The 23,324-nt window shown below is 45.6% G+C and carries 22 protein-coding genes; 16 read left to right on the top strand and 6 right to left on the bottom strand.

The window, feature by feature from the left end; genetic code table 11:
- Positions 1-5: 5 nt before the first annotated feature.
- Positions 6-2,069, bottom strand: a complete 2,064-nt coding sequence (locus AC50YO_RS23045) for an ATP-dependent helicase (protein ID WP_494850662.1) — start codon at positions 2,067-2,069, stop codon at positions 6-8.
- A gap of 90 nt (positions 2,070-2,159) precedes the next feature.
- On the opposite strand from AC50YO_RS23045, the gene AC50YO_RS23040 reads away from it, so the two are divergent.
- The 3 genes from AC50YO_RS23040 to AC50YO_RS23030 all read left to right on the top strand — a co-directional run bounded on the left by AC50YO_RS23040 (position 2,160) and on the right by AC50YO_RS23030 (position 5,335).
- Positions 2,160-2,735, top strand: coding sequence for a GNAT family N-acetyltransferase (locus tag AC50YO_RS23040; protein ID WP_494850660.1), 576 nt, complete (start codon positions 2,160-2,162; stop codon positions 2,733-2,735).
- Positions 2,736-2,896: 161 nt separating this feature from the next.
- On the top strand, positions 2,897-4,435 hold the full coding sequence (locus AC50YO_RS23035; RefSeq protein ID WP_494850659.1) for a GNAT family N-acetyltransferase: 1,539 nt from the start codon (positions 2,897-2,899) through the stop codon (positions 4,433-4,435).
- Positions 4,436-4,453: 18 nt separating this feature from the next.
- A complete protein-coding gene (locus AC50YO_RS23030) occupies positions 4,454-5,335 on the top strand; it encodes a nitrilase-related carbon-nitrogen hydrolase (protein ID WP_494850658.1) in 882 nt (293 codons plus the stop codon).
- Between the two features lie 146 nt (positions 5,336-5,481).
- Here the strand turns inward: AC50YO_RS23030 and AC50YO_RS23025 are convergent, their stop codons facing one another.
- Positions 5,482-6,090 carry a transglutaminase-like domain-containing protein gene (locus AC50YO_RS23025; RefSeq protein WP_494850657.1) on the bottom strand — a complete coding sequence of 203 codons (609 nt, stop codon included), beginning with the start codon at positions 6,088-6,090 and terminating at the stop codon, positions 5,482-5,484.
- Positions 6,091-6,280: 190 nt separating this feature from the next.
- Here AC50YO_RS23025 and AC50YO_RS23020 point away from each other — a divergent pair, with 190 nt between their 5' ends.
- Both AC50YO_RS23020 and AC50YO_RS23015 read left to right on the top strand, forming a co-directional pair.
- Positions 6,281-7,600 carry an MFS transporter gene (locus AC50YO_RS23020; protein ID WP_494850655.1) on the top strand — a complete coding sequence of 440 codons (1,320 nt, stop codon included), beginning with the start codon at positions 6,281-6,283 and terminating at the stop codon, positions 7,598-7,600.
- Between the two features lie 47 nt (positions 7,601-7,647).
- Positions 7,648-8,856 (top strand): MFS transporter, encoded by a 1,209-nt coding sequence (locus tag AC50YO_RS23015; protein ID WP_494850653.1) that lies wholly within the window; start codon positions 7,648-7,650, stop codon positions 8,854-8,856.
- Between the two features lie 99 nt (positions 8,857-8,955).
- On the opposite strand, the gene AC50YO_RS23010 is transcribed toward AC50YO_RS23015, so the two are convergent.
- The gene (locus tag AC50YO_RS23010) at positions 8,956-9,150 is read right to left on the bottom strand and encodes a cysteine-rich CWC family protein (protein ID WP_494850651.1); all 195 of its coding nucleotides are present in this window, start codon (positions 9,148-9,150) and stop codon (positions 8,956-8,958) included.
- A 114-nt stretch (positions 9,151-9,264) separates the two neighbouring features.
- Between AC50YO_RS23010 and fur the strand changes: the two genes are divergently transcribed.
- From fur to AC50YO_RS22995, 3 genes are all read left to right on the top strand, one after another.
- Positions 9,265-9,741 carry a ferric iron uptake transcriptional regulator gene (gene fur, locus AC50YO_RS23005; RefSeq protein ID WP_494850683.1) on the top strand — a complete coding sequence of 159 codons (477 nt, stop codon included), beginning with the start codon at positions 9,265-9,267 and terminating at the stop codon, positions 9,739-9,741.
- Between the two features lie 76 nt (positions 9,742-9,817).
- Positions 9,818-10,309, top strand: coding sequence for a hypothetical protein (locus AC50YO_RS23000; protein WP_494850649.1), 492 nt, complete (start codon positions 9,818-9,820; stop codon positions 10,307-10,309).
- A gap of 217 nt (positions 10,310-10,526) precedes the next feature.
- Complete coding sequence (locus tag AC50YO_RS22995; RefSeq protein WP_494850647.1) at positions 10,527-10,874, top strand: hypothetical protein; 348 nt, start codon at positions 10,527-10,529, stop codon at positions 10,872-10,874.
- Positions 10,875-10,925: 51 nt separating this feature from the next.
- On the opposite strand, the gene AC50YO_RS22990 is transcribed toward AC50YO_RS22995, so the two are convergent.
- The 3 genes from AC50YO_RS22990 to AC50YO_RS22980 form a co-directional block, all read right to left on the bottom strand.
- Positions 10,926-11,435, bottom strand: coding sequence for a GNAT family N-acetyltransferase (locus tag AC50YO_RS22990; protein WP_494850645.1), 510 nt, complete (start codon positions 11,433-11,435; stop codon positions 10,926-10,928).
- A gap of 111 nt (positions 11,436-11,546) precedes the next feature.
- Entirely contained in the window at positions 11,547-11,837 is a 291-nt protein-coding gene (locus AC50YO_RS22985) for a DUF6509 family protein (RefSeq protein ID WP_494850643.1), read from the bottom strand.
- A 39-nt stretch (positions 11,838-11,876) separates the two neighbouring features.
- On the bottom strand, positions 11,877-12,809 hold the full coding sequence (locus AC50YO_RS22980) for an RluA family pseudouridine synthase (protein ID WP_494850641.1): 933 nt from the start codon (positions 12,807-12,809) through the stop codon (positions 11,877-11,879).
- A gap of 169 nt (positions 12,810-12,978) precedes the next feature.
- Here AC50YO_RS22980 and AC50YO_RS22975 point away from each other — a divergent pair, with 169 nt between their 5' ends.
- The 8 genes from AC50YO_RS22975 to AC50YO_RS22940 all read left to right on the top strand — a co-directional run bounded on the left by AC50YO_RS22975 (position 12,979) and on the right by AC50YO_RS22940 (position 23,318).
- Positions 12,979-13,650, top strand: coding sequence for a response regulator transcription factor (locus AC50YO_RS22975; RefSeq protein WP_494850639.1), 672 nt, complete (start codon positions 12,979-12,981; stop codon positions 13,648-13,650).
- A complete protein-coding gene (locus AC50YO_RS22970) occupies positions 13,647-15,152 on the top strand; it encodes a sensor histidine kinase (protein ID WP_494850637.1) in 1,506 nt (501 codons plus the stop codon). The genes AC50YO_RS22975 and AC50YO_RS22970 overlap by 4 nt, the downstream gene beginning before the upstream one ends.
- Before the next feature lie 138 nt (positions 15,153-15,290).
- The gene (locus AC50YO_RS22965; protein WP_494850682.1) at positions 15,291-16,136 is read left to right on the top strand and encodes a carbohydrate ABC transporter permease; all 846 of its coding nucleotides are present in this window, start codon (positions 15,291-15,293) and stop codon (positions 16,134-16,136) included.
- A gap of 25 nt (positions 16,137-16,161) precedes the next feature.
- Positions 16,162-17,028, top strand: coding sequence for a carbohydrate ABC transporter permease (locus AC50YO_RS22960; RefSeq protein ID WP_494850635.1), 867 nt, complete (start codon positions 16,162-16,164; stop codon positions 17,026-17,028).
- A gap of 40 nt (positions 17,029-17,068) precedes the next feature.
- Complete coding sequence (locus AC50YO_RS22955; protein ID WP_494850633.1) at positions 17,069-18,205, top strand: efflux RND transporter periplasmic adaptor subunit; 1,137 nt, start codon at positions 17,069-17,071, stop codon at positions 18,203-18,205.
- Between the two features lie 15 nt (positions 18,206-18,220).
- On the top strand, positions 18,221-19,594 hold the full coding sequence (locus AC50YO_RS22950; RefSeq protein WP_494850631.1) for an ABC transporter substrate-binding protein: 1,374 nt from the start codon (positions 18,221-18,223) through the stop codon (positions 19,592-19,594).
- A gap of 212 nt (positions 19,595-19,806) precedes the next feature.
- Entirely contained in the window at positions 19,807-21,357 is a 1,551-nt protein-coding gene (locus AC50YO_RS22945) for a stalk domain-containing protein (RefSeq protein ID WP_494850629.1), read from the top strand.
- 137 nt (positions 21,358-21,494) lie between these two features.
- On the top strand, positions 21,495-23,318 hold the full coding sequence (locus AC50YO_RS22940) for a B12-binding domain-containing radical SAM protein (RefSeq protein WP_494850627.1): 1,824 nt from the start codon (positions 21,495-21,497) through the stop codon (positions 23,316-23,318).
- Positions 23,319-23,324 lie beyond the last annotated feature (6 nt).

Raw genomic sequence — 23,324 nt, 5'->3', positions numbered from 1 at the left:
GCTCCTCACTCGAATGCGGATAGTAGGAAAGGCGAGATTGCCGCTGGCTTGCCGCGATAGTAGGCCGGAGAGCTGATATACAGCTCTTCCTGCGCTCTTGTGACGGCGACATAAGCAAGTCTGCGTTCTTCTTCAAGAGCAGCCTCCGTCTTGTTGTCACCTATTTGAATGGCACTTCGATCAGTATTCTTGCTCGCGGTGATCGCTGAGCTGTGCGGTAGTATCCCTTCGGATGCCCCGCATAGAAATACGACGGGAAATTCAAGCCCCTTCGATTTGTGGATGGTCATGAAGTTAACGGCATCCTCTTGAGGCTTGCCCTGCTTCATTTCCTTATGCTTGGTTCTAACCTCGTCAATAAAAGTGAGGAAGGATTCAATCTGGTCGAAACGTTTGGCGGAGGCTTCCAGTTCATCAAGCATTTCCTTAAGGGATTCTTTATGCTCAGTCATTGCCTGGCCTTTGCTTGCATCAAGAAAGGAATCATAGAATTGGCTGCGGAGCAGGCGAATAGCAGCCTCCGGTTTAAGCTTCTCCAGAGATCGAATCAGCTTGACCCGTTCTTTGATTTTATCTTGATGGAAAGATTTGATATCCGGGAATCTAGTTAGATGGATTAACGGCCACTTCTTGGCTTGCTTCTTGTCTTCATTCCATATAAAGGCCATTGCTTGCTCAGGCTTCACATACAAAGTTGCGAGCATTGCTTCAATCGCATCGAAATTCCTTCGATCGACGGCAATCCTGAGATGGGCAATGATAGGCTTGATCACCCACTGCTCATAGAGGGACTCTCCATTGCCGTAATCAATGAAAGGCACCTTCTGAATGACGAGCTGGTCGAATATCGCACGCGAGCTGCTTGCCGTTCGGAACAGAATGGCAAAATCGCTGAACGAGCGCTCCTTTTTCTCCTGCTGTGACAGGATCGTTCTAATGATCAGCTCTGCCTCATCGTCACTGTTCCCAGGACGGGCATATAAGGGCAATCTGCCATGCGGCTTTGCTGTTTGCAGCGTCTTGATGCGGCGCTTCTTATTGTGGCGGATAATGGAGTTGCCAAGCCCGACTATGCCTGAGCCGGAACGATAATTCACATCCAGCACGACCTGCTGCGCCCCCGGATATTGCTGCTCAAAGTTCAAGATATAATCATTGCGTGCGCCATTGAAGGAATAGATCGTCTGATCATCGTCTCCGACAACCATGAGATTGCGGTGTATCGCTGTAATCAGCTTAATGATCTCGTATTGCACCTTGTTCGTATCTTGAAACTCATCTATCATGACATAGCGAAAGCGGCTCTGAAGATTCCGCAATAGTGATTCATCCTCTTGGAGCAGCCTATAGGCTTCTAGCAGCATATCATCATAATCAATAAGATCCGACTGGGTCTTCCATTCCTCATAAAGGGTGAACAGCAGCTTCAGCTGCCGTTCCTCCTCTGTTGCCTCCGGAAGGTCGCTTACTGCAATCATTTGCATTTTGTATGCGGAGAGAAGCATAATAAGTGTCTCTGGCTGATGGATCTCATGCAAATTACGAGAGCGAAGCAGTCTCTTGAAAAAGACTTGTTTCCTTCCCGCTTCCCCTAGAATACCTTGTTTATAGCCGCGGCGGCGAAGGAGCAGCAAGCAGAAGGAATGGAAGGTGCGTGCTTCGATTCGCGCTGCTGCAGCCGCATGGATATCCGGCAGCTTTGCAATTCTGTCGCGCATTTCTTCCGCTGCCTTTTTGGAGAAGGTCATAAGCAGGAGCTGCTGGGGAGCAATGCCCCGTACAGACAACAAATAGCCTGTCCGACAGACAAGGACAGACGTTTTGCCTGAGCCTGCACCGGCGAGGGTGAGGACGGGTCCTTCTTCATGTCGTACGGCTTCTATCTGTCGCTCGTTGAGCTTAATTCCTTGTTGCTCCAAGGCTCGGAAAAAAGCCGCATCGGCTTCCCGATTATTAATCAGCTGTTCGCTGGTATCGGCTGAAGCATGCAGGGCAGGAGTGAAGTTTTTATTCGTAATGCCATAAGGCCGCTTCATATAAATTGCGGTAGGGTTCATTGGTTTTGTCATGTTTAGTAATCACCTGCTTGATTATAACATGTTAGAATAGTTCATAATGCGTTAAAATAGAACATTAATGCACACTTCGAGGAGGACAACATGATACAGGCTGCTAAGAAAGAAGACGTGAAGCAAGTCATGCCGCTATTGCATGCTGCAATTGGTTCAATCGCCTGCTCGCTTGCGGGCGTGGATGATGAAGAGAAGGCAATGGGCATACTGGCCGGATTTTACGAGCAAGAAGGGAACCGGATCAGTTATCAGAATGTGATTGTCGATAAGAGGGATGGCTGTATTGCCGGTATCCTTATTTGTTATGGAGGCGATGATGCGGAAAGCTTGGATCGGCCTTTTATTGAACGGGTGGAGCAGGAGACCGGCATTAGCGGCTATACGATTACGGCAGAGACGAGGCCGGGAGAATATTATTTGGACTCGATATCCGTACATGAGTCTTATCAAGGTCAAGGGATCGCCAAGACCTTAATGGGAGCATTTGAGCTTCAGGCAGAAAAAGTAGGCTATAACAAAGTTTCACTCATCGTAGAAGAAAATAATGACCGCGCATTTGCGCTCTATAAGAAGATGGGCTATTCGGAGGACGGGGAATTGACCGTTAGCGGCCATTTGTATACACGCATGTCGAAGCCGGTCGGGGACAATCCAACGGCCTAATTTTTATATAAGGTAAGATGAGATCCATTAAGCGGCAATTGTGCTGTCTTAATGGATTTTTTTAATGATCCAGAAACCACCTCTAAACTCAAGGGTGATTAGAGACAAGGACAAATGTGGTATAATATTGTTAAACAGATTTACAAAGGGGTCTTATTTCTATGACAACCGATCCAATCTCGCAATTCGAAAAGAAAATCATCATCCGCAACATTGAACGAGAAGATTTCGATAAAATCATCGCGCTGCAAAATATTTGTTTTCCGAACATGTCTCCTTGGAAGCTGGATCAATTAGAAAGCCACGTCCGCATATTTCCCGAAGGTCAAATATGCGTCGAGCTTGATGGTGAAATTATCGGCTCCTGTTCTAGCTTGATCGTGAACTTCGACGATTATTTGGAGCAGCATTCGTATTCCGAAATCACAGACAAGGGCTATATTCGCAACCATAACCCCCGTGGCGGGAACCTTTATGGGATGGAGGTCATGGTACATCCAGATTTCCGTCGCATGAAAATCGGCAGAAGATTATACGAGGCAAGGAAACGGCTGGCGGAGCAGCGTAACCTCAAGAGTATTATAGTTGGGGGACGCATCCCGGGGTATCACAACTATTCTGATAAGTTGTCTCCAAGGGCTTATGCAGAGGAAGTGTTGCAGCAGAACATCTACGATCCGGTACTGACTTTTCAGATGATGAATGGATTTACGCTGAAGAGAATCATTACCAATTATTTGTCCGATGACGCCGATTCTGAGAATTTCGCGGCCCTGTTAGAATGGAATAATATCGAATACAGGCCGAGCATCAACAAGACACTTTATAAAATGTCTTTCCCTGTCCGCATTTGCGTCGTCCAGTATATGATGAAGAAGATCGATTCTTTCGAGGAATTCGCTACCCAGTGCGAGCATTACGTGGACGTAGCATCGGATTACAAATCCGATTTCGCCGTTTTCCCGGAGAACTTCACGATGCAGCTGCTTTCATTCTTGGATGACCGGTCTCCGAGCTTGGCTGTCCGGAAGCTTACGACCTATACGACCCATTATGTGGAGTTATTCTCCGAGCTCGCGGTCAAGTATAATGTAAATATCGTAGGTGGCTCCCACTTCATTGAGAACAATAACCGGATCTACAATGTGGCTCACTTATTCCGCCGAGACGGCACAATTGAGCAGCAATACAAGCTGCATATTTCTCCGAACGAGCGGAAGTGGTGGGGGATCAACGGGGGGAACTCACTCGGGGTGTTCGATACGGACTGCGGTAAAATATCGATTCAGCTCAGCAGCGATATCGAGTATCCGGAGTTGTCGCGTATCGTCGCGGAGGAGGGAGCACAGATTATATTCGTTCCTTTCTGTGCGGAAGATAGGCAGACGTTCCTGAGAGTGAAGTACTGCGCACAGGCTAGGGCGATCGAGAACCAGGTATTCATTGTAACCGCGGGAACAGTAGGTAATCTAACCCATGTGGACAATGTAGACGTTCAGTACGCCCAGTCCGGCATTTATACGCCAGCCGATTTCTCCTTCTCTCGCGACGGCATTGCGGGGGAGTGCAGTGAGAATACAGAGACGGTCATCATGGCCGAGGTAGACATGGAAACGCTGGAGAGGTACCGTAAATCCAACGATGCATTATCGTTCAAGGATCGCCGGACGGACATCTATTCCTTACAAATTCGTACTTAAACCATAACAGAGGTGCATATGAAGAAGTTAACGATAGCAACCACGCAATACGGTCTGACCGATATCCGCACCGAAGAAGAGTTCTGGACGGGAATCGCCACGAAGGTTCGGGATGCTGCCGAGCAGGGCGCCTCCATGATCGTGTTCCCGGAATACATGACCGCTCACTTACTAAGCATAGAGCCGGCGATGCTGCACGATGAAGCGTGTTATTATCTAAATGGGCTGACGGATAAATATATGGCGTTCTTCGGAGACCTAAGCCGAGAATGCGATATTGCCATACAAGCGGGGACACATATTTGCTTAGTGGAAGAGGGAGAGTACTCGAACAAGGCATTCCTCTTCTTTCCCGACGGACGGGTCGAGACGCAGAGCAAGGTGCATCTTACGCCAGAGGAGCAGATTCGCTGGCCTCTGGTCGCGGGCGACGAGCTTAACGTATTCGATACAAAGTGGGGCAAGATGGCGATCTTGACCTGTTACGACATCGAGTTCCCGGAGCTGGCGAGGGCAGCCGCGCTTCGCGGCGCGGAGCTTCTTCTATGCCCTTCCTATACCGATAGCTCCTTCGGGTACCATCGCGTGCGGCATTGCGCCCAAGCAAGGGCGATCGAGAATCAGCTGTTCGTGGTATTGAGCGGCCTCGTCGGAGCTTTGTCTGAGGATCGTCCGCAGGTGGACATTGGTTTTTGCCAAGCGGGCGTATTCACTCCATGCGATTTACCGTTCGCCGCGGATGGCATTTTGCAGGTCGGAGAAACGAACGAAAACAGTACGGTGCTGGCCGAGCTCGACTTTCACCAGCTCCGAGAGAATCGAGAACGCGGCGCGGTAGCGCCCTTCTACGACCGCCGTCCCGATCTATACGAACACGAACACCAGAAGACACTACTGTAAACAAGCTGTTTGGCCCCTTTATGGTATTATCCCTATCCCCCTTAAGTAGACACTCAAAAAACCGCCAAGTTATCATGGAGGTGCAGTGATACTTGAGGGGGATATTTTTATGGCTATATATGATCTTGTCCTGCCACATTTAACGGCTACAACTCTGAGGGAAGGCCATAGAGACACATTTTCATACAATCTGAATTCTGAAGTAAGGCAGTGGTTGTTTTTATATTTGGCGTCGTGTAAATGACAGGATAATCTATTTCTTCGTATAATTTGCGTATCGGAAAAGCTAATTTTTCTTCTCCCAGAGAGAGCTGGGCATCTACACCCCTTTTATTCCCACGTGCATCCAAGCGAATCCATCTTCCCATTGATGTAAGATAGACAGCATTTAATGCATGGATCACGTAGCCCGTATCAGGAGTATCTCCTAAAGTTAAACGTTGGTAACAGAAGCCCGCTGGTATTCCTTGGCATCTCAGTAAAGCACATAAAAGATTGGACTTGGCATAACAAATTCCTTCTTGGAACAAAAGGACCTCAGATGCTCTATACGTAATGCGCGAGCTTTGGATATCCCAAGAATGAGAGATGTTGTCACGAACAAATTCAAAAGCAGCTTTAATGAATTCAAATTCATTTAACGATCGGTTATGTAATTCCTCTGCTGCCTCCTTTATCAAATAATGGCTATAATCCACGGCTTCCGTTTCTTCCAAATAGTCTTCCAAGTTATTGGACTCGCATATGAGCTCCATTAGGCCACCCTCACATTTTTTAGAATAGATTTTATAATTATGAGATAAAATGAATATTTATTCAATCTATATTTGGCTGGAATTACGATCTTTTTTTAGTGTCCTATATCCAGTATAGAATAAGTATTCAGAATCGAGTAATATGGTAAGGATTGGAGAAGCTTGTTTATTTTATAGGAGAGTGAAGCTGATGGCAGACCTAAGTTTGGGGAAAAAGGTAGCGTATAGCTCGGGTAATTTGTCGGTTAGTTTGATCGCACAGGCATTCTCGACTTATATCGTCTTTTATTATGTAGATGTACTGGGTGCAAGGCCGTACTGGATAACGATGGCGATGGTTATACATGGGATTTTTAATGCGCTGCTGAATCCTTTGTTTGGCTATTTGTCTGACAGGACCAGAACACGCTGGGGAAGAAGAGTGCCTTACATGATGTTCGGCATCATTCCATTAGCCGCACTATTCACGGCGATATGGTTCCCGGTAGGTACAGGAGCAGCGCTGTTCTGGTATTTTCTGCTCATCATATTAGTCTATGATATTGCCTACGTAATGGTCGTGTTGAATTATTCAGCATTGTTCCCTGAATTATTCGTCACAATTAAGGAGCGGGCAAATGTCTCTTCATGGAGACAGATGCTTGGCATTGTCGGAATGATCATCGGTGTAGCGCTGCCTCCCCTTTTATACAGCAGGTTAGGCTGGGGACCGATGGGAGCCATCTTCGCCAGTATAGCTTTGTTATTTTTCCTCGTGGCCTTATCGGTGAGCAAAGAGAAGGGAACGGCTCCTGAAGCAACGATCAAATTTAGGCAAGCCGTAACCTATACCTTTGGCAATAAAGCTTTTCTGCTCTATGTCATTGGAAGCTTTTTCGTACAATTCACGTTTGCGCTGCTTCCAGCCATGATCCCCTTTTTCACTAAATATGTACTTTTGGCCTCTGAGGACAGTAACACCCTCGTGCTAGGCGCTATATTCCTTATTGCGATTCCGTTCGTTTATTTATGGGGGCGTGTTGTACAGCGATGGGGTCCGCGGAAGACGATTATTACGGCTATTATTTGTTACATGCTGGCACTCTTTCCGTTCTTGTTCGTGACAAGTGTAACAGCAGCAGTAGTGACGGCCTCATTTATTGGGATAGGGCTGGCAGGGATAATGGTTTTATTAGAAATTTTGCTGTCCGAAGTAATTGATGAGGATGAGAAGCGTACAGGCGAACGCCGTGAAGGTATGTACTTCGGCATGAATGGCTTTATTGTCCGCTGGAGCGTATCCTTGCAAGCAGTCGTCTTAGGAATCGTTCTGGAGACGACGGGTTATGTGAAAGACGCCCCTCAGCAGACTGAAGCAGCGATTTGGGGCTTGCGTTCCATGCTTAGTGTCATTCCCATTATCGCCTTGCTTGCGGCATTGTTATTTTTCTATTTATACCCGATTGGCCGCAGCAGTTATAGCCTGACAAAAGAAGCCAAGAATGAAACGGCGCCACCTAGTGTAGATTAAACGTTATGAATTGCGTTCTACTTACATCGGGAGACAGGTGAGCTCTGTTGAAGGAAAGAAAAAAACTGGACTTAGCTGCACTCGCATCCATACCGTTAATTATGACGCTCGCTAATTCAATGCTGATTCCGGTTCTTCCTTTGATGAAAAAGGAATTGAAGATAACAGCCATGCAATCGAGCTTAATTATTACCGTGTATGCTGCCATTTCGATCCTTTGTATTCCTATCGCTGGCTATTTGTCGGATCGTTTCGGCCGAAAACGGATCATTATTATCGGATTATCTTTAGCTGCTATTGGTGGAGCGGTCTCAGGCTTATCCGCCTGGCTAATGAAAGAACATGTCTACTCCATGATTTTGCTCGGGCGCTTCATTCAAGGGATTGGGGCAGCAGGTGCTTTTCCTATCGTGCTTCCTTTAGTTGGGGATATGTTCGATAGTGAAGAAGAGGTAACGAGCGGGCTAGGTATGATTGAGACGTCGAATACATTCGGCAAAGTGGTCAGTCCGATTCTAGGCTCGGCCTTGGCTTTAGTGGTCTGGTATCTCCCGCTTGCCGTTATTCCAATCATCTGTGTGCTGTCCGTTATTGCTGTACTATTTCTTGTGAAAGAGCCGAAGAAAAAACCGAATCAATCGGATCAATCCTTGAAGCAGTTTATCCGCTCAGTTAAATCCATATTGTCCGAAAAAGGCCACTGGCTATACGCCATATTCGCAATTGGCGGTATTGCCATGTTTATCATGTTCGGGTTTTTGTATTATTTATCCTCGGTTCTCGAAGACCAGTATCACATTGATGGAATATGGAAGGGCTGCTTGCTGGCAATTCCGCTTAGTGCCATTTGCCTTGCTTCTTTTGTTACAGGAAAAATAGTTGGAGAGAACAAGCCCCGCATGAAATGGTTCACTGTAGCGGGAACGCTATTGGCGGCGGCTAGCATGCTAGCATGTGGCATTATTAACTCTCAGAGCTTAGTTGTCCTGTTGTCTTTAATGTTCGTAAGCGGTGCGGGCATCGGGTTAATACTGCCTTGTCTGGATGCATTAATTACAGAAGGAATCGAGAAGAAGCAGCGAGGAACAATCACTTCCATCTATAGCAGTACCCGCTTCATTGGCGTGGCGCTGGGCCCATTGATAACGGCCTTGATCTTGAACAAAGAGGCGATGATGTTCTATATCTTCGCTGGCTGCGGGGTTGTATGCGCATTGCTCGTCTTGATCTCGGTGAAACCAGATGCTTCATCCTAGAACAGAACAGCAGAACCTTCCAATCCTCTTCAGATTGGGAGGCTCTGTTTCATGTTAGGATTCAGGCTGTCACTGGTTAGGGGAAAGAAACAGTCAGCTTTAAGGAGCATCTGGACTGGGAATAATCTGCTTCGCACAACTTTGGCAAATACAAGCTTTATCGCGCAGCGCTTCTGGAATCTTCTTCAACACCTCTTCCGGGATCTGAATGGAGAAGCACCAGCATGATGCAGGCGTGGTTCCGGCTAAGAGTCCACAATTATTATCAGTATGGCACAGAGGGCAGGTCTTCATGATCGGTTTAGCTCCTTACATTGCCTGTTTATTATAATTATGATAATATGATAATCACTATATTTTATGAGCACAACCTATTTAAAATTCGAAGGGCGGTGAGCAGCCTTGATTATAGAAGAACGAGTGGCAATAATCAACCGTCAGTTAAAAACCAAAGGGTTTAAGCTGACCCCTCAACGGGAGGCAACGGTACGTGTTCTGTTAGAGAATGAGAAGGATCATCTGAATGCAGAGGATGTCTACATGCTTCTGAAACGCACCAATCCGGAAATAGGCCTTGCAACTGTATATCGCGCACTGGAATTATTAAGTGATCTCCATATTGTTGAAAAAGTCAACTTTGGGGATGGAGCTACTAGATTTGATCTTAGAAATAATGATCAAGACCATCACCATCACCATTTGATTTGTACGGAATGTGGGCGTGTTGAAGAAATTATGGATGATTGGCTGCTGCCGATAGAGAATCGGTTGGAGCTTGAATATGGATTTAAGGTGCTTGATCATAGGCTTGATTTCCATGGTGTGTGCCAAGCGTGCAAGACCAAGTCAAAAGAGCTGAGCAAAGAAAATAAATTTGTATCCTAATAAGAGTTACCACTCCCCAACACTCCCATTTATTGTATAATAATGGGTAGGGAGAGTGGTAACTATTTTATTGGAAATGGACAAACAAGCATTTGATTCTTATGGGGATGAAGCATTGGGTTGGGCATGTATAGGGCCGATGCTAATCCAGGTTCGTGCAAAAAGCATGGAAGTCAAAGGCCAATTGTACAAGCAGTTAACGGAGGGGCAACGCGCATTAATGATGTTTCATGTATTCTATGGTCATGCCAAGAATTCGCCTAGTGAGCTATATGCTTGGACAGCTCATTTGTTGAGCGAAGGAGAGAGCTGGGAGCATGTCCTGAGCAGCCTTCGTTACTTTGGAGATGACCAGTTGCTTGAATTGGTTGAGAAGGTAAGAGTTGTGGTTGAGGGAAGAACTCATCCGCCGACCTTGAATGATCTGGCTGAAGATGATGGGCTGTCGAGCACGATGAATCTTTATTACGAGGCTTTTCAACAGCTTCTCCCTCACACGATGGCGCGAATAGCTTCATTTATTCGGACGGATACTGATCAATTTGTACGCTTGACGACAATAGGGTAAGCGTTCTAATAGAACAAGGAGAACGATAATCGCATGCGATTATTTTTCTCCTTGTTTGTTTTTAGCTAGAGTGGCTTCGAGCTCATACGATATCCATTTGCGATAAAAAAGAATCGGCATTATGCTAATAAGAGTGGCTTATGCAGCCTTTCAGAAAAAGTGGACGTAAGCGGTCAGACAGATAAATTTTTTTGAATGGAAGAAAGGAGCATCCATTATGTATACCATTAGAATGGACTTATATCAGGATTGGAATGAAACGGTAAAGGAAATATTCCGAGGATCGGGCTATCCGCTGCCGGATGATATGGATGAAAAAACGATAGGTATCGTTTACTTCATGCAAACCGCCCAAAGCGAAGAAGAGGCGGAGCAAATGCGCGCAGCTAATGAAGAGCGAATTCGCGGACTGCAAACAACGATAGCGGAGCATTTTGAAGCAGTGATATTGCCGGATATCCGCAGTCGGACAGGGTATGAAGGGGAGGAATTCTCTTTCAAATGGATCTACCAGAGTGGTGAGCATATTATTGAGGAGCATTCCTCTTATCGAATTCCAATTTAATCGTACAAGCAGCAGTCTAAGGGCATGGGTACCGTCCGCGACTGCTGCTTATTAGCGTAATTTTTTCACAAAAAATAGATTTAGATCGTCATCAACTACGACCTGCTGACCGTATTGCAAATACTCCCCATTTTTATAAATTCCTTGGCCGTCAGGGACATAACCCCGTTTGATATATAACGTTTGTGCAGCACCGTAATCGCGGAATAGCGCTACACCAAGTCCAGACAAGGGGGAATGCTGACTTATAAGCTCTTCGCATTTATCCATTAGCAAGGTGCCAATTCCGCGTTGTCGATAGCTGATCAGAACGTTGAAGTCTTGGATCTCGGGAATGGCGTTATTTTTGAAATAAGGATAATTGGATTGCCAGACGATATTGACGTATCCCGCGAATAATCCCTCCACCTCTGCTAGCAGCGTTACACTTTCTCCCTTATCTTGCTTCTCTGCATAAGCGGAATATAGACTCGCGGGCTTATTCCAGCCCTGGTCGAGGAAAGCATTTGAAATGGTTGAAGCATCACTGGCTTTCAATCTACGAATGGTAATCATACTCATTGGCTCCACTCCTGTTCTCATAAAAAATGCACCACCTTAAGGATGATCGGGCTGCCCCTAATGGGATTTCCCTTATCAGTTTAAGATGGTGCAAGGCCAAGCTATAATGTTCTAGGCTTCGTTGTAATGCTCTTCACAGAAGGCCAGCACGAATTTCTCTTCTTCATCCTCAAGCTCAAACTCCAGATGGCGATCCGTTTCTTTCTCAATAATTTCATGCTTAATGATTCGGTTGCCGCTTTCCTCTACACTGTATACAACCCTCAAATAAAGGCCTTTCTCCGAGTGCAGCTCATCTTCTTCAGGCAATTCAATATCAATCAGGAATTCGTAGCGCTTGCCGCTTAGAATACCGAATGGATCTTTAACAAACTCAACGCTATAGCCGCTAATAGTTAACATATTCTCATCCTTTTTGTGAAACAAATTTGTAAAACCTATTTATTTGGTTCTAGTCTTGCGGGGATCTGTCCGAAATGGGCTTAAGAATAGCTTCGGAATGCCCGTGTCGAAGCGTTGGAGCACACCCGTGATAGGATGATCAAAGGCAAGCACGCGAGCGTGCAGACCGAGTCTTCCTATCGGCTTGGTACGGGAGCCGTATTTCTTATCGCCGACGACAGGATGCCCGATATCCTCCATATGAACGCGAATTTGATTTTTCCGCCCCGTTTCGAGATGAACCTCCATTAATGAAAATTCTTTGCTCGCTTGCAGCAGCTTGTAATGGGTTACAGCATGCTGACCATCATTGGGATGGCGGCTGGAGTACATTTTGAGTGTCTTGCTTTCTTTCAACCAGGAAGTTATCGTCCCTTGCGGCTTCTTGACGGCTCCTTCGACGAGAGCGACATAGGAACGTTCTTTAACGATCTCCTGCCAGGATTGCTGCAGCAATTGCTGGACCTTTTCGCTTTTGGCAAACATCATGACACCAGACGTATCTCTATCCAACCGATGGACGATGAAAATTCGCGCCTTGTCGGCTGTCGCGCGCACATGGGAGGTCAGCTGGCGATAGGCGGTTATATCGGTTTCCTTATCCGTGGCGATGGAGAGAAGACCTGCGTCCTTATTGACGACGATGAGATGCTCATCCTCGAATAGGATTGTAAGGCCCATAAGCGGAACAGTCTCGGGAGTCCGTTCTTTTTGAATCACAACCACTTGTCCGGGTTGAAGCGGATAATTGTATTTGGTCTCTACGCGGTCATTCACGTACACTTGCCCGTGTGCCAGCAAGGACTTGATGGAATTGCGGCCCTGACCGTTCAATTGTGTTAATAAAAAGGAAAGCAGCTCCGAGGGCTCTTGAACCGTTAGCGACTTGCTTGGTGCCGGCTTCTTGTTCGGGCTGGCTTGTTTCTTATACATTCTTGCAACCTCCTGCATATTCACTGCTGCTCTCACTATACCATGATCATCCTTTCAATTCTATGCTGATCGTTTTGCAGGAGGGGAAGGAGCTTTTTTATTTAAAATTTATTTGTACTTCATATACCTATGGTAAAGTAGGATGAAAAAAAAGACGAGGTGATACTCGATGTCCATAAAGATCCTGGTAATCGAAGATGATTTGTATATTCAAGAGCTCATCAAAGAATTTCTCAAGGCACAAAACTATTACGTGGAGGTAGCTGCAGATGGAATGGAGGGGTACCGAAAGTTTCAACAAGGCACATTCGACTTGGTCCTGCTAGATATTATGCTGCCGAGTATGAACGGGTATTCTGTCTGTCAAATGATTCGGAGGCACCATCCGACGCCTGTGATCATTCTGACTGCTCTAAGCGAAGAGAAGGATCAGCTAAAAGCGTTTGAATTAGAAGCGGATGATTTCATATCGAAGCCTTTTTCATTCAATGTGCTTGTCAAAAGGGTTGAAGCTGTGCTGCGTCGCTCCATGCCGGAAAGCAGACCTAATGAGCTTCATTTTGACCGCCTTCGCATGGAATGTGAAAGTTATAAAGCCTATATTGATCAGACGATGATTGAGCTGACCATTAAAGAGTTTGAAATTTTGCAGTTTTTTGTAGAAAACGCGAGGCGAACAATAACCAGAGAAATGCTTCTTGATAAGCTGTGGGGCTACGATTTCTACGGAGACACTCGCATTGTGGATGCACATATCAAAAATATTCGAAAGAAATTAGGTTTGCCTTACATAAGAACATTAAAAGGCATCGGTTACATTATGGACGGTACTGTAACATGAGGCATAGAGGCATTACCTTCAAAATATTTGTCATCACGACGATCTTGCTGATCGTCTCAGCGCTGTTTTTGTACCTTGCGTTATATTTCTTCCTCCCTTCCTTTTATTACCACACCAAAAAAGAGGGGCTGGCAGCCGGGGTTAATACGCTGGTCACTCAACTCGAAAATAGCGACTGGGACAAGGCGAATGGCTTGCTTGACGCTTTTGGGTACAGCCAAAATGCAATGGTGTTAGTAAAGAATGGGGAAGGAAAAGTGGTTTACCCCCATCTTTATGTGCTACCTTACAATGATGACATAAGCAATGACAAAACAATTACATCACTTCCTGCTGCTTCCGAAAAGATAAGCGGTTCGTCAATCATCATTCGACAAATCGATAACCCGCAATTAAACTTATTTTCATTTGCTACCACCAAAACGGAGGAATTCAGTACTACAGCGCTTGTCTCGATCGGTGGCAATGACGAATCGTATACCTTATCAGTAAGTGCTACTCTGCAGCCAATCGATGAAGCGGCATCTGTCATTTGGACCTTTCTGCCCTATATGTTTGTTGTGATTCTGCTCATTTCATTCGTCGGCGCCTATGTGTATTCAAGGCTTATTACGCGGCCATTGATTGGCTTAAACCTATTGGCTCGACAGATGTCAGGATTTGAATTTACGAATGAAATTACAATCAAGTCCAATGATGAAATCGGCGAATTGGCTGGTTCTTTGAACAAATTATCCCGCGATTTGCAACGTTCGATGACAGAACTCCACGACGCTAATGCAAGGCTGACAGATGATATTCAACGAAAAGAGGATCAGGAACAGCGAAGACGGGAATTTATCGCTACGATTTCTCATGAACTAAAAACGCCGCTAACCGCGGTATCCGGCCAACTCGAAGCGATGATACATCGAATCGGGCCATACCACAATCGAGACAAATATTTATTGCAATCCCAAGAAATCGTGAAAAGCATGGAAAAGCTCGTACATGAAATTCTGGACCTATCCAAGCTGGAGAGCCAGGCGTTCAAGCCCCAAATTCAACCCGTGAACGCGACATTGCTTGTGGAGAATTTACTTCATAGCTATGAATACTTTTGCGAAATGAAACAGATCAAGCTGGTCGGTGAAATCGACCCGGATGTGATGCTGCAGGCTGATGAACGATTATTATCCAAAGCTGTGTCCAATGTAGTGGGCAATGCAGTGCAGTATACTCGGGAAGGAGAAAAGGTATCCGTTCGCCTACGTGGAAGCAACGATTTCATCCATTTGGAGGTATTGAATACGGGGACTCACATCAATGAAGAGGAGCTTCTGCTTCTGTTCAACCCGTTCTATCGTCTAGAGAAGTCTCGAAGCCGGGCAACGGGAGGCAGCGGACTCGGCTTATATATTGTACAAAAAGTGCTGGAAGCCCATTGTGCGGAATATAAGCTTGTTAATACGCCCGATGGCGTTCTATTCACCATACAGTTTCCTAGAACCTGGAGCTCATAGCTCTGGGTTTTTTTCTTGCCAACTTCATATAAGCTTCATATGCGATTCAAGTTGAAATCCTATAATCAGTCATAGTTCAGTCGAACTAGAGGAAGGGAGACAAGAAGCTTGAAGTTTTTGAATTTATACCGAAGGCAAATGAAGGAAGTGTTTGCCGCGTTTTGTTTTCTCGCTCCGAGCCTTATAGGGTTTTCTGTGTTTTATTTGGTTCCTTTTATCAATAGTGTAGGGTACTCGTTTCAAGAGCGGATTGAAGGGACATTTACCCTCGGCAACTATATGGAATTGCTCGAAAGCTCGTCTTTTCACAAGGCTGCTGCCAATACGTTTTGGTTTACTGCTGTCAGCGTACCGATCATTTTGATCGTATCATTATTCCTGGCTATGATGTTGAACCGGCGGGTGTTCTTCCGAAACTGGCTGCGTACAGCTTATGTGATGCCGCTTGTCGTACCGGTGGCATCGATCGTGATGGTCTGGCAGATTTTGTTCGATTGGAACGGAACAGGGAATGCCATATTACAGTATTTGGACATTGGCCGCATCGATTGGATGAAATCAGATTGGTCCGTATGGGTGCTTATTCTCGCGTTTTTATGGAAAAACATCGGATACAACGTGATTTTGTTTTTGGCTGGGCTTCAAAACGTTCCTGAGCAGTATTACGAGATCGCGGAGTTGGAAGGCGCTGGCCCGCTCCGTAGACTTTTCGGCATCACACTGATTTATTTGACGCCGGCGATGTTCCTCGTCATCTTGATGTCCATATTGAATTCGTTCAAAATTTTTCGCGAAACATATTTGCTAGCCGGTTCCTACCCCTATGACCGCATCTATATGATGCAGCACTATATGAACAATATGTTCCTGTCGTTGGACATTCAAAAGCTTACCGCCGCTGCGACATTGATGGCGCTCTTCATAATTGTGCTGGTTGTTGTGTTATTTCAAATCGAGAATAGGTTTCGTTCTTTTATGGAGTAGTAATTCATGACAGGAGAGTTTAGCTATGGGCAAGAAAAAAATGCAAGCCATCTTCACATGGATGCGCACATTGCTATTAATCGCAATAGCTCTGGTCATACTCGTACCAGTTGTGCTGACGATCGTCAATTCCTTAATGACGGAACAGGAGATTATTACAAATTACAGTATGCTTGGGAAATCGGATACGAGTGAATTTGCCAATCTAAAATGGATTCCGGACTGGATTTCTATTCATCAATATTTTAAGGTTCTAATCGCTACCCCTCAGTTTTTATACATGTTCTGGAACTCGGTATACATGGTATTCGCCATCATTATCGGACAGACGGCACTATCCGCTTTGGCTGCCTTCGCTTTTGCCAAATTACGTTTTCCGGGCAGGAATTTGTTGTTCTTTTGTTACCTCATGGTTATGCTCATGCCGTTTCAGGTGACGCTGGTACCCAATTATATTACAGTCGATCGTTTGGGACTGTTGAACAGTCCCGCAGCGATAATCCTTCCAGGCATATTCGCCACCTTTGGCGTATTCTTGCTGCGGCAATTCATTCAGCAGATCCCTTCGGCTTACCTGGAAGCCGCCAGAATCGATGGAGCGGGCTATTGGCGAATATTCCAATCAATTGTCTTGCCGATGATTAAACCGGGCTTAACGGCGCTGGTTGTACTATTGTTCGCTGACTACTGGAATATGGTCGAGCAGCCGCTTATTTTCCTGCAGGATGCTCATCTTCAACCGCTATCCGTCTTTCTGTCTCGTATTCAGGAGGAAACATACGGCGTTGCCTTTGCCGCGTCCGTTCTTTATATGGCGCCTATGGTGCTGTTGTTTTTAAACACCGAACGATATTTTGTCGAAGGGATTGAACTATCCGGTATAAAAGGGTAGCCGACCCTTGATCCACAGAATCGCCCGAGGAGGAAATACAATGGAAAAGGCTCAAAGACGGCTGCCCCGCTACTTATTTATCCTGTTTTTTATTCTGTTGGCAGCGTTGACCTTGTTCAGCAACATGTTTCAAACCATGATGCTGCCGAAAGTAACATCAGAACAACCGGTGAAAAAGCAGCTAACTCATGTGATAAAGGGTACAGGAACGATTGACTTTCGCGATAAAGAGGACTTGATCAATGAGAGCGGTTGGAAAGTCAAAGATATCAGGGTGAACGAAAATGACGAAGTCAAGAAAGGACAAGTACTAGCTACGTTCGACGGCTCAACCATCGAAGCTCAATTGCTTGATGAGGAGGATCGGTTGAAACAACAAACGCTGGACGGAGAGATACTGCAGCAGCAATTGAAATTGAAATTACGGGATGGAGAGGAAGGAGCGTTGCAAGAAGCGAAGCGCGAATTAGAGAAACTACAACTGAACATCAATATGCAGCAGAGAAAGATCGATCAATTACGAGAGGATCTGGCAAAGAATACACAATTGACAGCACCTTATAACGGAAGAGTAATCGATTTGAACGTAAAGGAAGGCAGGAGTGTTCCTCAAGGAGCAACGATACTTACGCTTGCCAAGACCGATGAAGGCATGTCCTTCTCCTTCGAGACAGACTCGAATTACGCAGCATTGCTGCAAATTGGAGAGACGGTAAGGGTGAATGTGAAAGGCGAAAAGGAAAAGTCGGTGGATGGAACCATCGCAAAGATAACAAACGGTGGATTGAAGGAGGACGCCAGTCAGAGAGGGATAAGTGCGGGAAACGACACGAAAAACGATCGTAACCCGCAAAAAATGATTTCTGTCTCGATCAAAGATAACAACTTGAAAGGTGGTGAACAAGCAGAGGTGAAATTGGACAAGCCGGTCAAGCAGCAAGGGCTGGTAATCCGTAAGGAGTTAGTCAAGGAAGATGCTGGCGGGAGTTATGTATTCGTTATACGGGAAAATAAGAGTCCGCTCGGCAATACATACTCGGCGCAAAAAGCCTATTTGCGAATAGGAGAAGAATCGGGCAACGAGATTGTCATTCTATCTGGTATAAGTTCTGATGAAAAGATCATTGTGGAAGCAAGTGAGCCGTTGCAGGATGGCAACCGTGTTCGACTGAACTGAAAGGAATGATAAACAATGAACAGTAAATGGATATTTCTCTTATTAACTCTTTTGTTATTCGTATCTGCATGCAGCTCCAAAAGTACATCATCCAATCCAGACACCGCACAGAACGGCGATCGAAAAACCGTTGTTCTTTCCGTGAAATCGTCTAATCCTTTTCTTGAAAATGCAGTTCAGAAATTTGAGGCGCTTCATCCCGATATTCACATTGAAATTAAACAGTATAGTGCAATGCCGCAAATGGACGGCGGAGTCAAGCTTTCGATGGACGATGTGATGGACTCGGAGAAATATGTCCAGTCGGTTATAACCGAAGCGATGTCGGGAAAAGGGGCAGATTTGATCGAAATGATGGATTTGCCCGAAGATAAATTTGTGGACAAAAAACTCTTGTCTAATTTGGATGATTGGATAGCCGGCGATTCATCCTTCGATAAAGACCAGCTTTATTCTAATATTCTTCAATCTTCGCGCATCGGCAATGGGTTATATACGATCCCGACTAACTTCATGCTTCTAATGATCGAAGGGAATAAGGAGCTATTAAAAAAAGCGAATGTTGAGATTGATGACAAAACTTGGACATGGGAGCAGTTGAAGGACATCACCAAGGACATGAGGGAACAGGAAGGTCAAGAGTTGTACGCCTTTGTCGGATTTCCGCAGGACTTCATCGTGTCTCTATTCCTGGAAGGCAGTTATCGGCAATTCGTTCAGGACGAGCGATCGGTGAACTTTGATTCGGAACCGTTCAGAACGTTCATGGAAAATATTAAAACGATGTATGATAATGGCATTATTAGTTCCGAAGACAATGAAAATCAAAAGGATCTATTTTCCTATACGATTAATAATAGAGTGCAATCTTTATTATCTAGCTTAGTTAATCCGTCTACTCAAATGCTGCAAATGCCAACAGAAAACGGTCAATCGCAAGGTTGGATGTACAAATCCTCCTTCAAACTAGGTATAAACAGCAAATCGAAAGTTCAGAAGGAAGCATGGGAATTTCTGAAGTTCCTTCTCTCAGAGGAGATGCAGTCTTCGCCGGAATTGATGGGAATCCCTGTCCATAGAGGGGCTGCTGATATAAGGCTTCAGGAAGCTGCGCAAAATATCACACAGGGGGAATTGGGTACTCAGCAGCCCGGAGTCGTTTCCACAGAAAATACTGAACAAGAATTAATTCCGGATGCCAAGCTTCTAGAAGAGCAAGTCCAGTATGCAAAAACTATTTTAGAGGGAGCTAAAGTTAGTTCTACTATTGATAAGAAAATCGACGCCATCGTTAAGGAAGAGGTCAAATCATATTTGAGCGGCCAGAAGTCAGCTGAAGAAGTAAGCAAACTGATTCAAAACCGCGTTAAAACCTATTTAAATGAGTGATGGATGTCGATTAATGAGGAAGGATAGACAGTGGATTGAAGGAGATTGGATCAATAGTTAATGAATTAGGCTCTAGCAAATGATGCTAGAGCCCTTTCTTGTTACTCATAAATTGAAAGTCATTTTCATAGACAAGCTCTGTGCTGTGGTGTTACGATTAGGAGACATTTCTGTCAGGATGGGAATAGAGTTAATATCTGGAGGGTAAAGACGTGAAAATCAAAGCTGCACACCTGTTATTATGCCCGCTGCTAGCGGCTGGCCTAATACTGACACCACTGCCGCAGGTATCTGCTGTATCTGCCGCTGCCTCTGAGGCGGTTGCTTTTTCTTCAACTGCAACGAAGAACACGATTAAGGTTACGGTGGATGGCAAAGCGCTATCGCTTTCTTCGGCTCCTTATGTAAAGGATGGAGTAACCTTTGTCCCTATGCGGCCAATCTTCACTGCACTTAATGCGACTGTGGCTTGGGAACCCAATACGGAGACCATTATTGGACGCAAGTATGGCACGACCATTACGTTGAAGATTGGCAAGAAATCAGCTGTTGTCAATGGGAAGACAGTTAAGCTTGAAGCAGCCGCTGAGGTAAAGAACGGTACAACCTTCGTACCTGCGCGCTTTATTGCAGAAGCGTTCGATGCTGAGGTCAAATGGGAGAACGCTGCGAGAACGGTTCGAATCGAATCCAAGGAATATGCCCTGAAGCAGCTGTACGAGAAGATTCAGAAAGAGGAAGAGGCGAAGCGGGTCAAGCTGACCGCGAAGCAAATCGTAGACTTATATGACGAGAGCGTCGTATCCATTTCTACTAATGTAGGATTTGGCAGCGGGGTCATCATCGGCGATCGTTACATTCTGACTAATCATCATGTTATGTTGGATGCTACTTCAGCTACGGTTAATACGATCTATGGCGATGAGATTAAAGTAACAGGTGTTGCTCTCTATAACGAGAACAATGATCTGGCTATTATACAGACAGCTGAGCCGATTGGACTTCAGCCGATTAATGTCGGATTCGGCTTTAATTCCGATAAGGGCGACAAGGTTGTAGCGATTGGCAGTCCGCTCGGTTTGCAAAACACGGTCTCTGATGGATTAATTAGCAATATTATATATGAAGACGGTATTCGTTTGATTCAGACAAGTGCGCCGATCGATCATGGAAGCTCGGGCGGAGCCTTGTTTAATGAATATGGCGAGCTGATTGGCATCACATCAGCGGGCTATACTTCTCAAGCGGATTTGAATTTTGCAGTATCAACCATGCATGCAGCTCTATTAATAGGAATGCTGCCTGATGAGCCGCAGGACAAGGTAGCGTTCCTTGAGCCGTCGCTGCCTAAAACGTTGGAAGGCGTTTCGTTCGATAAAATCCAAGAGTTGATGACAGAGCAATTCTCTTCTGTACAGACAGGCTCGGGCTACGCTAGATTTACCGAATGGAAAGTGCAGCGTGATACTGCCGGGTGGTTGGTATTTACTGCTAATATTGATCCGATCTTCTACACGTATTATGGAGCAGAGGCAGCTGCAGACCTTCGTCTATGGACGATTAATATGGGCCATGAGCTGCACCGGATGCTTCCAAAGGAGCGCATACAGGTCACTATCTCCTTCGATCGTGTATTTGGCTTTGAACCGCGCGGTTTCAAAGCTGGAGAAGTAGAAGCTCTAGGGAATGAAAAGTGGCGTGTGCGCTTCCCAGTTATCGAAATGCAGCTCAAAGATCAGCTCTATATTGAAGTGAAGCACTAATATCATTTAATTATAGGATTCAATTAAGGAGAGGCCATTTTGGCTGGTACGCTTGTACCCGCCGGGGCCTCTTCTTTTTTATTGTTTTTTTCTGTACAATAGTAGTCATCTTGGTTGAAGTTAGTGAGGTAACGTTCATGAAAGTCGTACTGTCTACATTAAATGCAAAATATATTCATACATCGCTGGCACTGCGCTGCTTGAAAGCCTATAGTGGCCATCAATTCGATATGGATATCGCCGAATATACGATTAAAGACCCGGCCATGAATATCGTGTCTGATATTTTTACGCGTCAGCCCGATGTGGTTGCTTTCTCTTGTTATATCTGGAATATTCAAGAGACGATTACGGTTATCAACATGCTGCGCAAGATTAACCCGCAAGTCAAAATTGTACTTGGCGGGCCGGAGGTCAGTTATGATACCGAGTATTGGATGGAGCGCATCCCTGAGGTGGATTTCATCGTCGTAGGCGAAGGAGAGGAGACCTTCCATCATTTGCTTACGGAGCTTGAGGGAGCTGGCAAGTTCCATATGGTATTTGGCCTTGCTTATCGCAAGCAGCGTGAGAGCGGCGTGGAGATTCTGGTTAACCCGGGACGGCCGAAGCTTGATCTTGCTACGCTGCCATCCCCGTATCGATTCAAGGAGGATATTGCCACTCTGGGCAGTCGCGTCGTCTATTTCGAGACAAGCCGGGGATGTCCATTCAGCTGCCAATTCTGCCTGTCCAGTATTGAGGTGGGTGTCCGTTATTTCGATATGGATCGAACCAAATCGGATATTTTGTACCTGATTGCATCTGGAGCGAAGCTAATCAAATTCGTGGACCGTACCTTTAATATTAAAAGGGATTATGCACTCGAAATGTTCCGCTTCCTGATTGAGAATCATCAAGGCTGTGTATTCCAGTTCGAGATCACGGCTGACATTATGCGTCCTGAGGTGCTTGATTATTTGGCAGAGCATGCGCCGCCAGGCGTATTCCGGTTCGAGATTGGGGTTCAGTCGACGAATGATCCGACGAATGAAGCTGTACAGCGTCGTCAGAACTGGTCGAAGCTGGTGAGAACCGTGACCAAAGTAAAGGATTCTGGCAAAATCGATCAGCATCTTGATTTGATAGCCGGCCTTCCGTTAGAAAATTATGATACATTCCGTGGAACCTTCAACGATGTATTCGCACTTGGACCGGAGGAGTTGCAGCTTGGCTTCCTGAAGATGCTGCGCGGAACCGGCCTGCGCCGCGATGCGGAGAAGTGGGGATATATCTACATGGATCAATCTCCTTATGAGATGTTAGGCAACGATCTGATGCCGTTCGGAGACATTGTTCGCATCAAGCGAGTGGAGGATGTCCTCGAGAAATATTGGAATGCGCATCGAATGGATCGCACGCTGCTGCATTTGGTCGAGAAGGTCTTCCCATCCCCGTTCGATTTCTTCCAATCATTTGGCGATTACTGGGAGAATCGCGGCTGGCAGAAAATTGGGCATCAGCTGGAGGATTTATTTTCCCGGCTATGGGCGTTCTTGAATGATTACAAAGCGCATATTCCAGCTGCTGAGGGCGAGAAGCTTGATCTTGAAGTGGTGCTAGGATTAATGAAATATGATTATTTCCTCAACCATAACTATAAGCCGCGCAAAACGTGGTGGGAGTTCACGATGGACAAGTCCGAATGGGGACGCTGGATGCGCCAGCTCATTGAGCGTCCGGAGGAGCTATCTGGCTCATTTGCTGAATTGCGGTTGACAGAGAAAGAGCTGTTCAAGCATGCAGTGATTGAGATGCTTCCATTTGACCTTGAGGCATACCTTGCGAAGGGCGAGATTAATAAAGAGTCTCATACGTTGCTAACTGTATTATACGCGCTAGATAGCAGCAATCCTGGCGGCAAGCCGGTGCCAAAGCCGTATATGCTGCAAGTAAATCCAGAAGAAGCATTAATCAATTAATAGGAA

It is taken from the genome of Paenibacillus sp. J22P59 (genome assembly GCF_059383895.1).
This window is presented reverse-complemented; position numbering and strand designations above follow the sequence as displayed.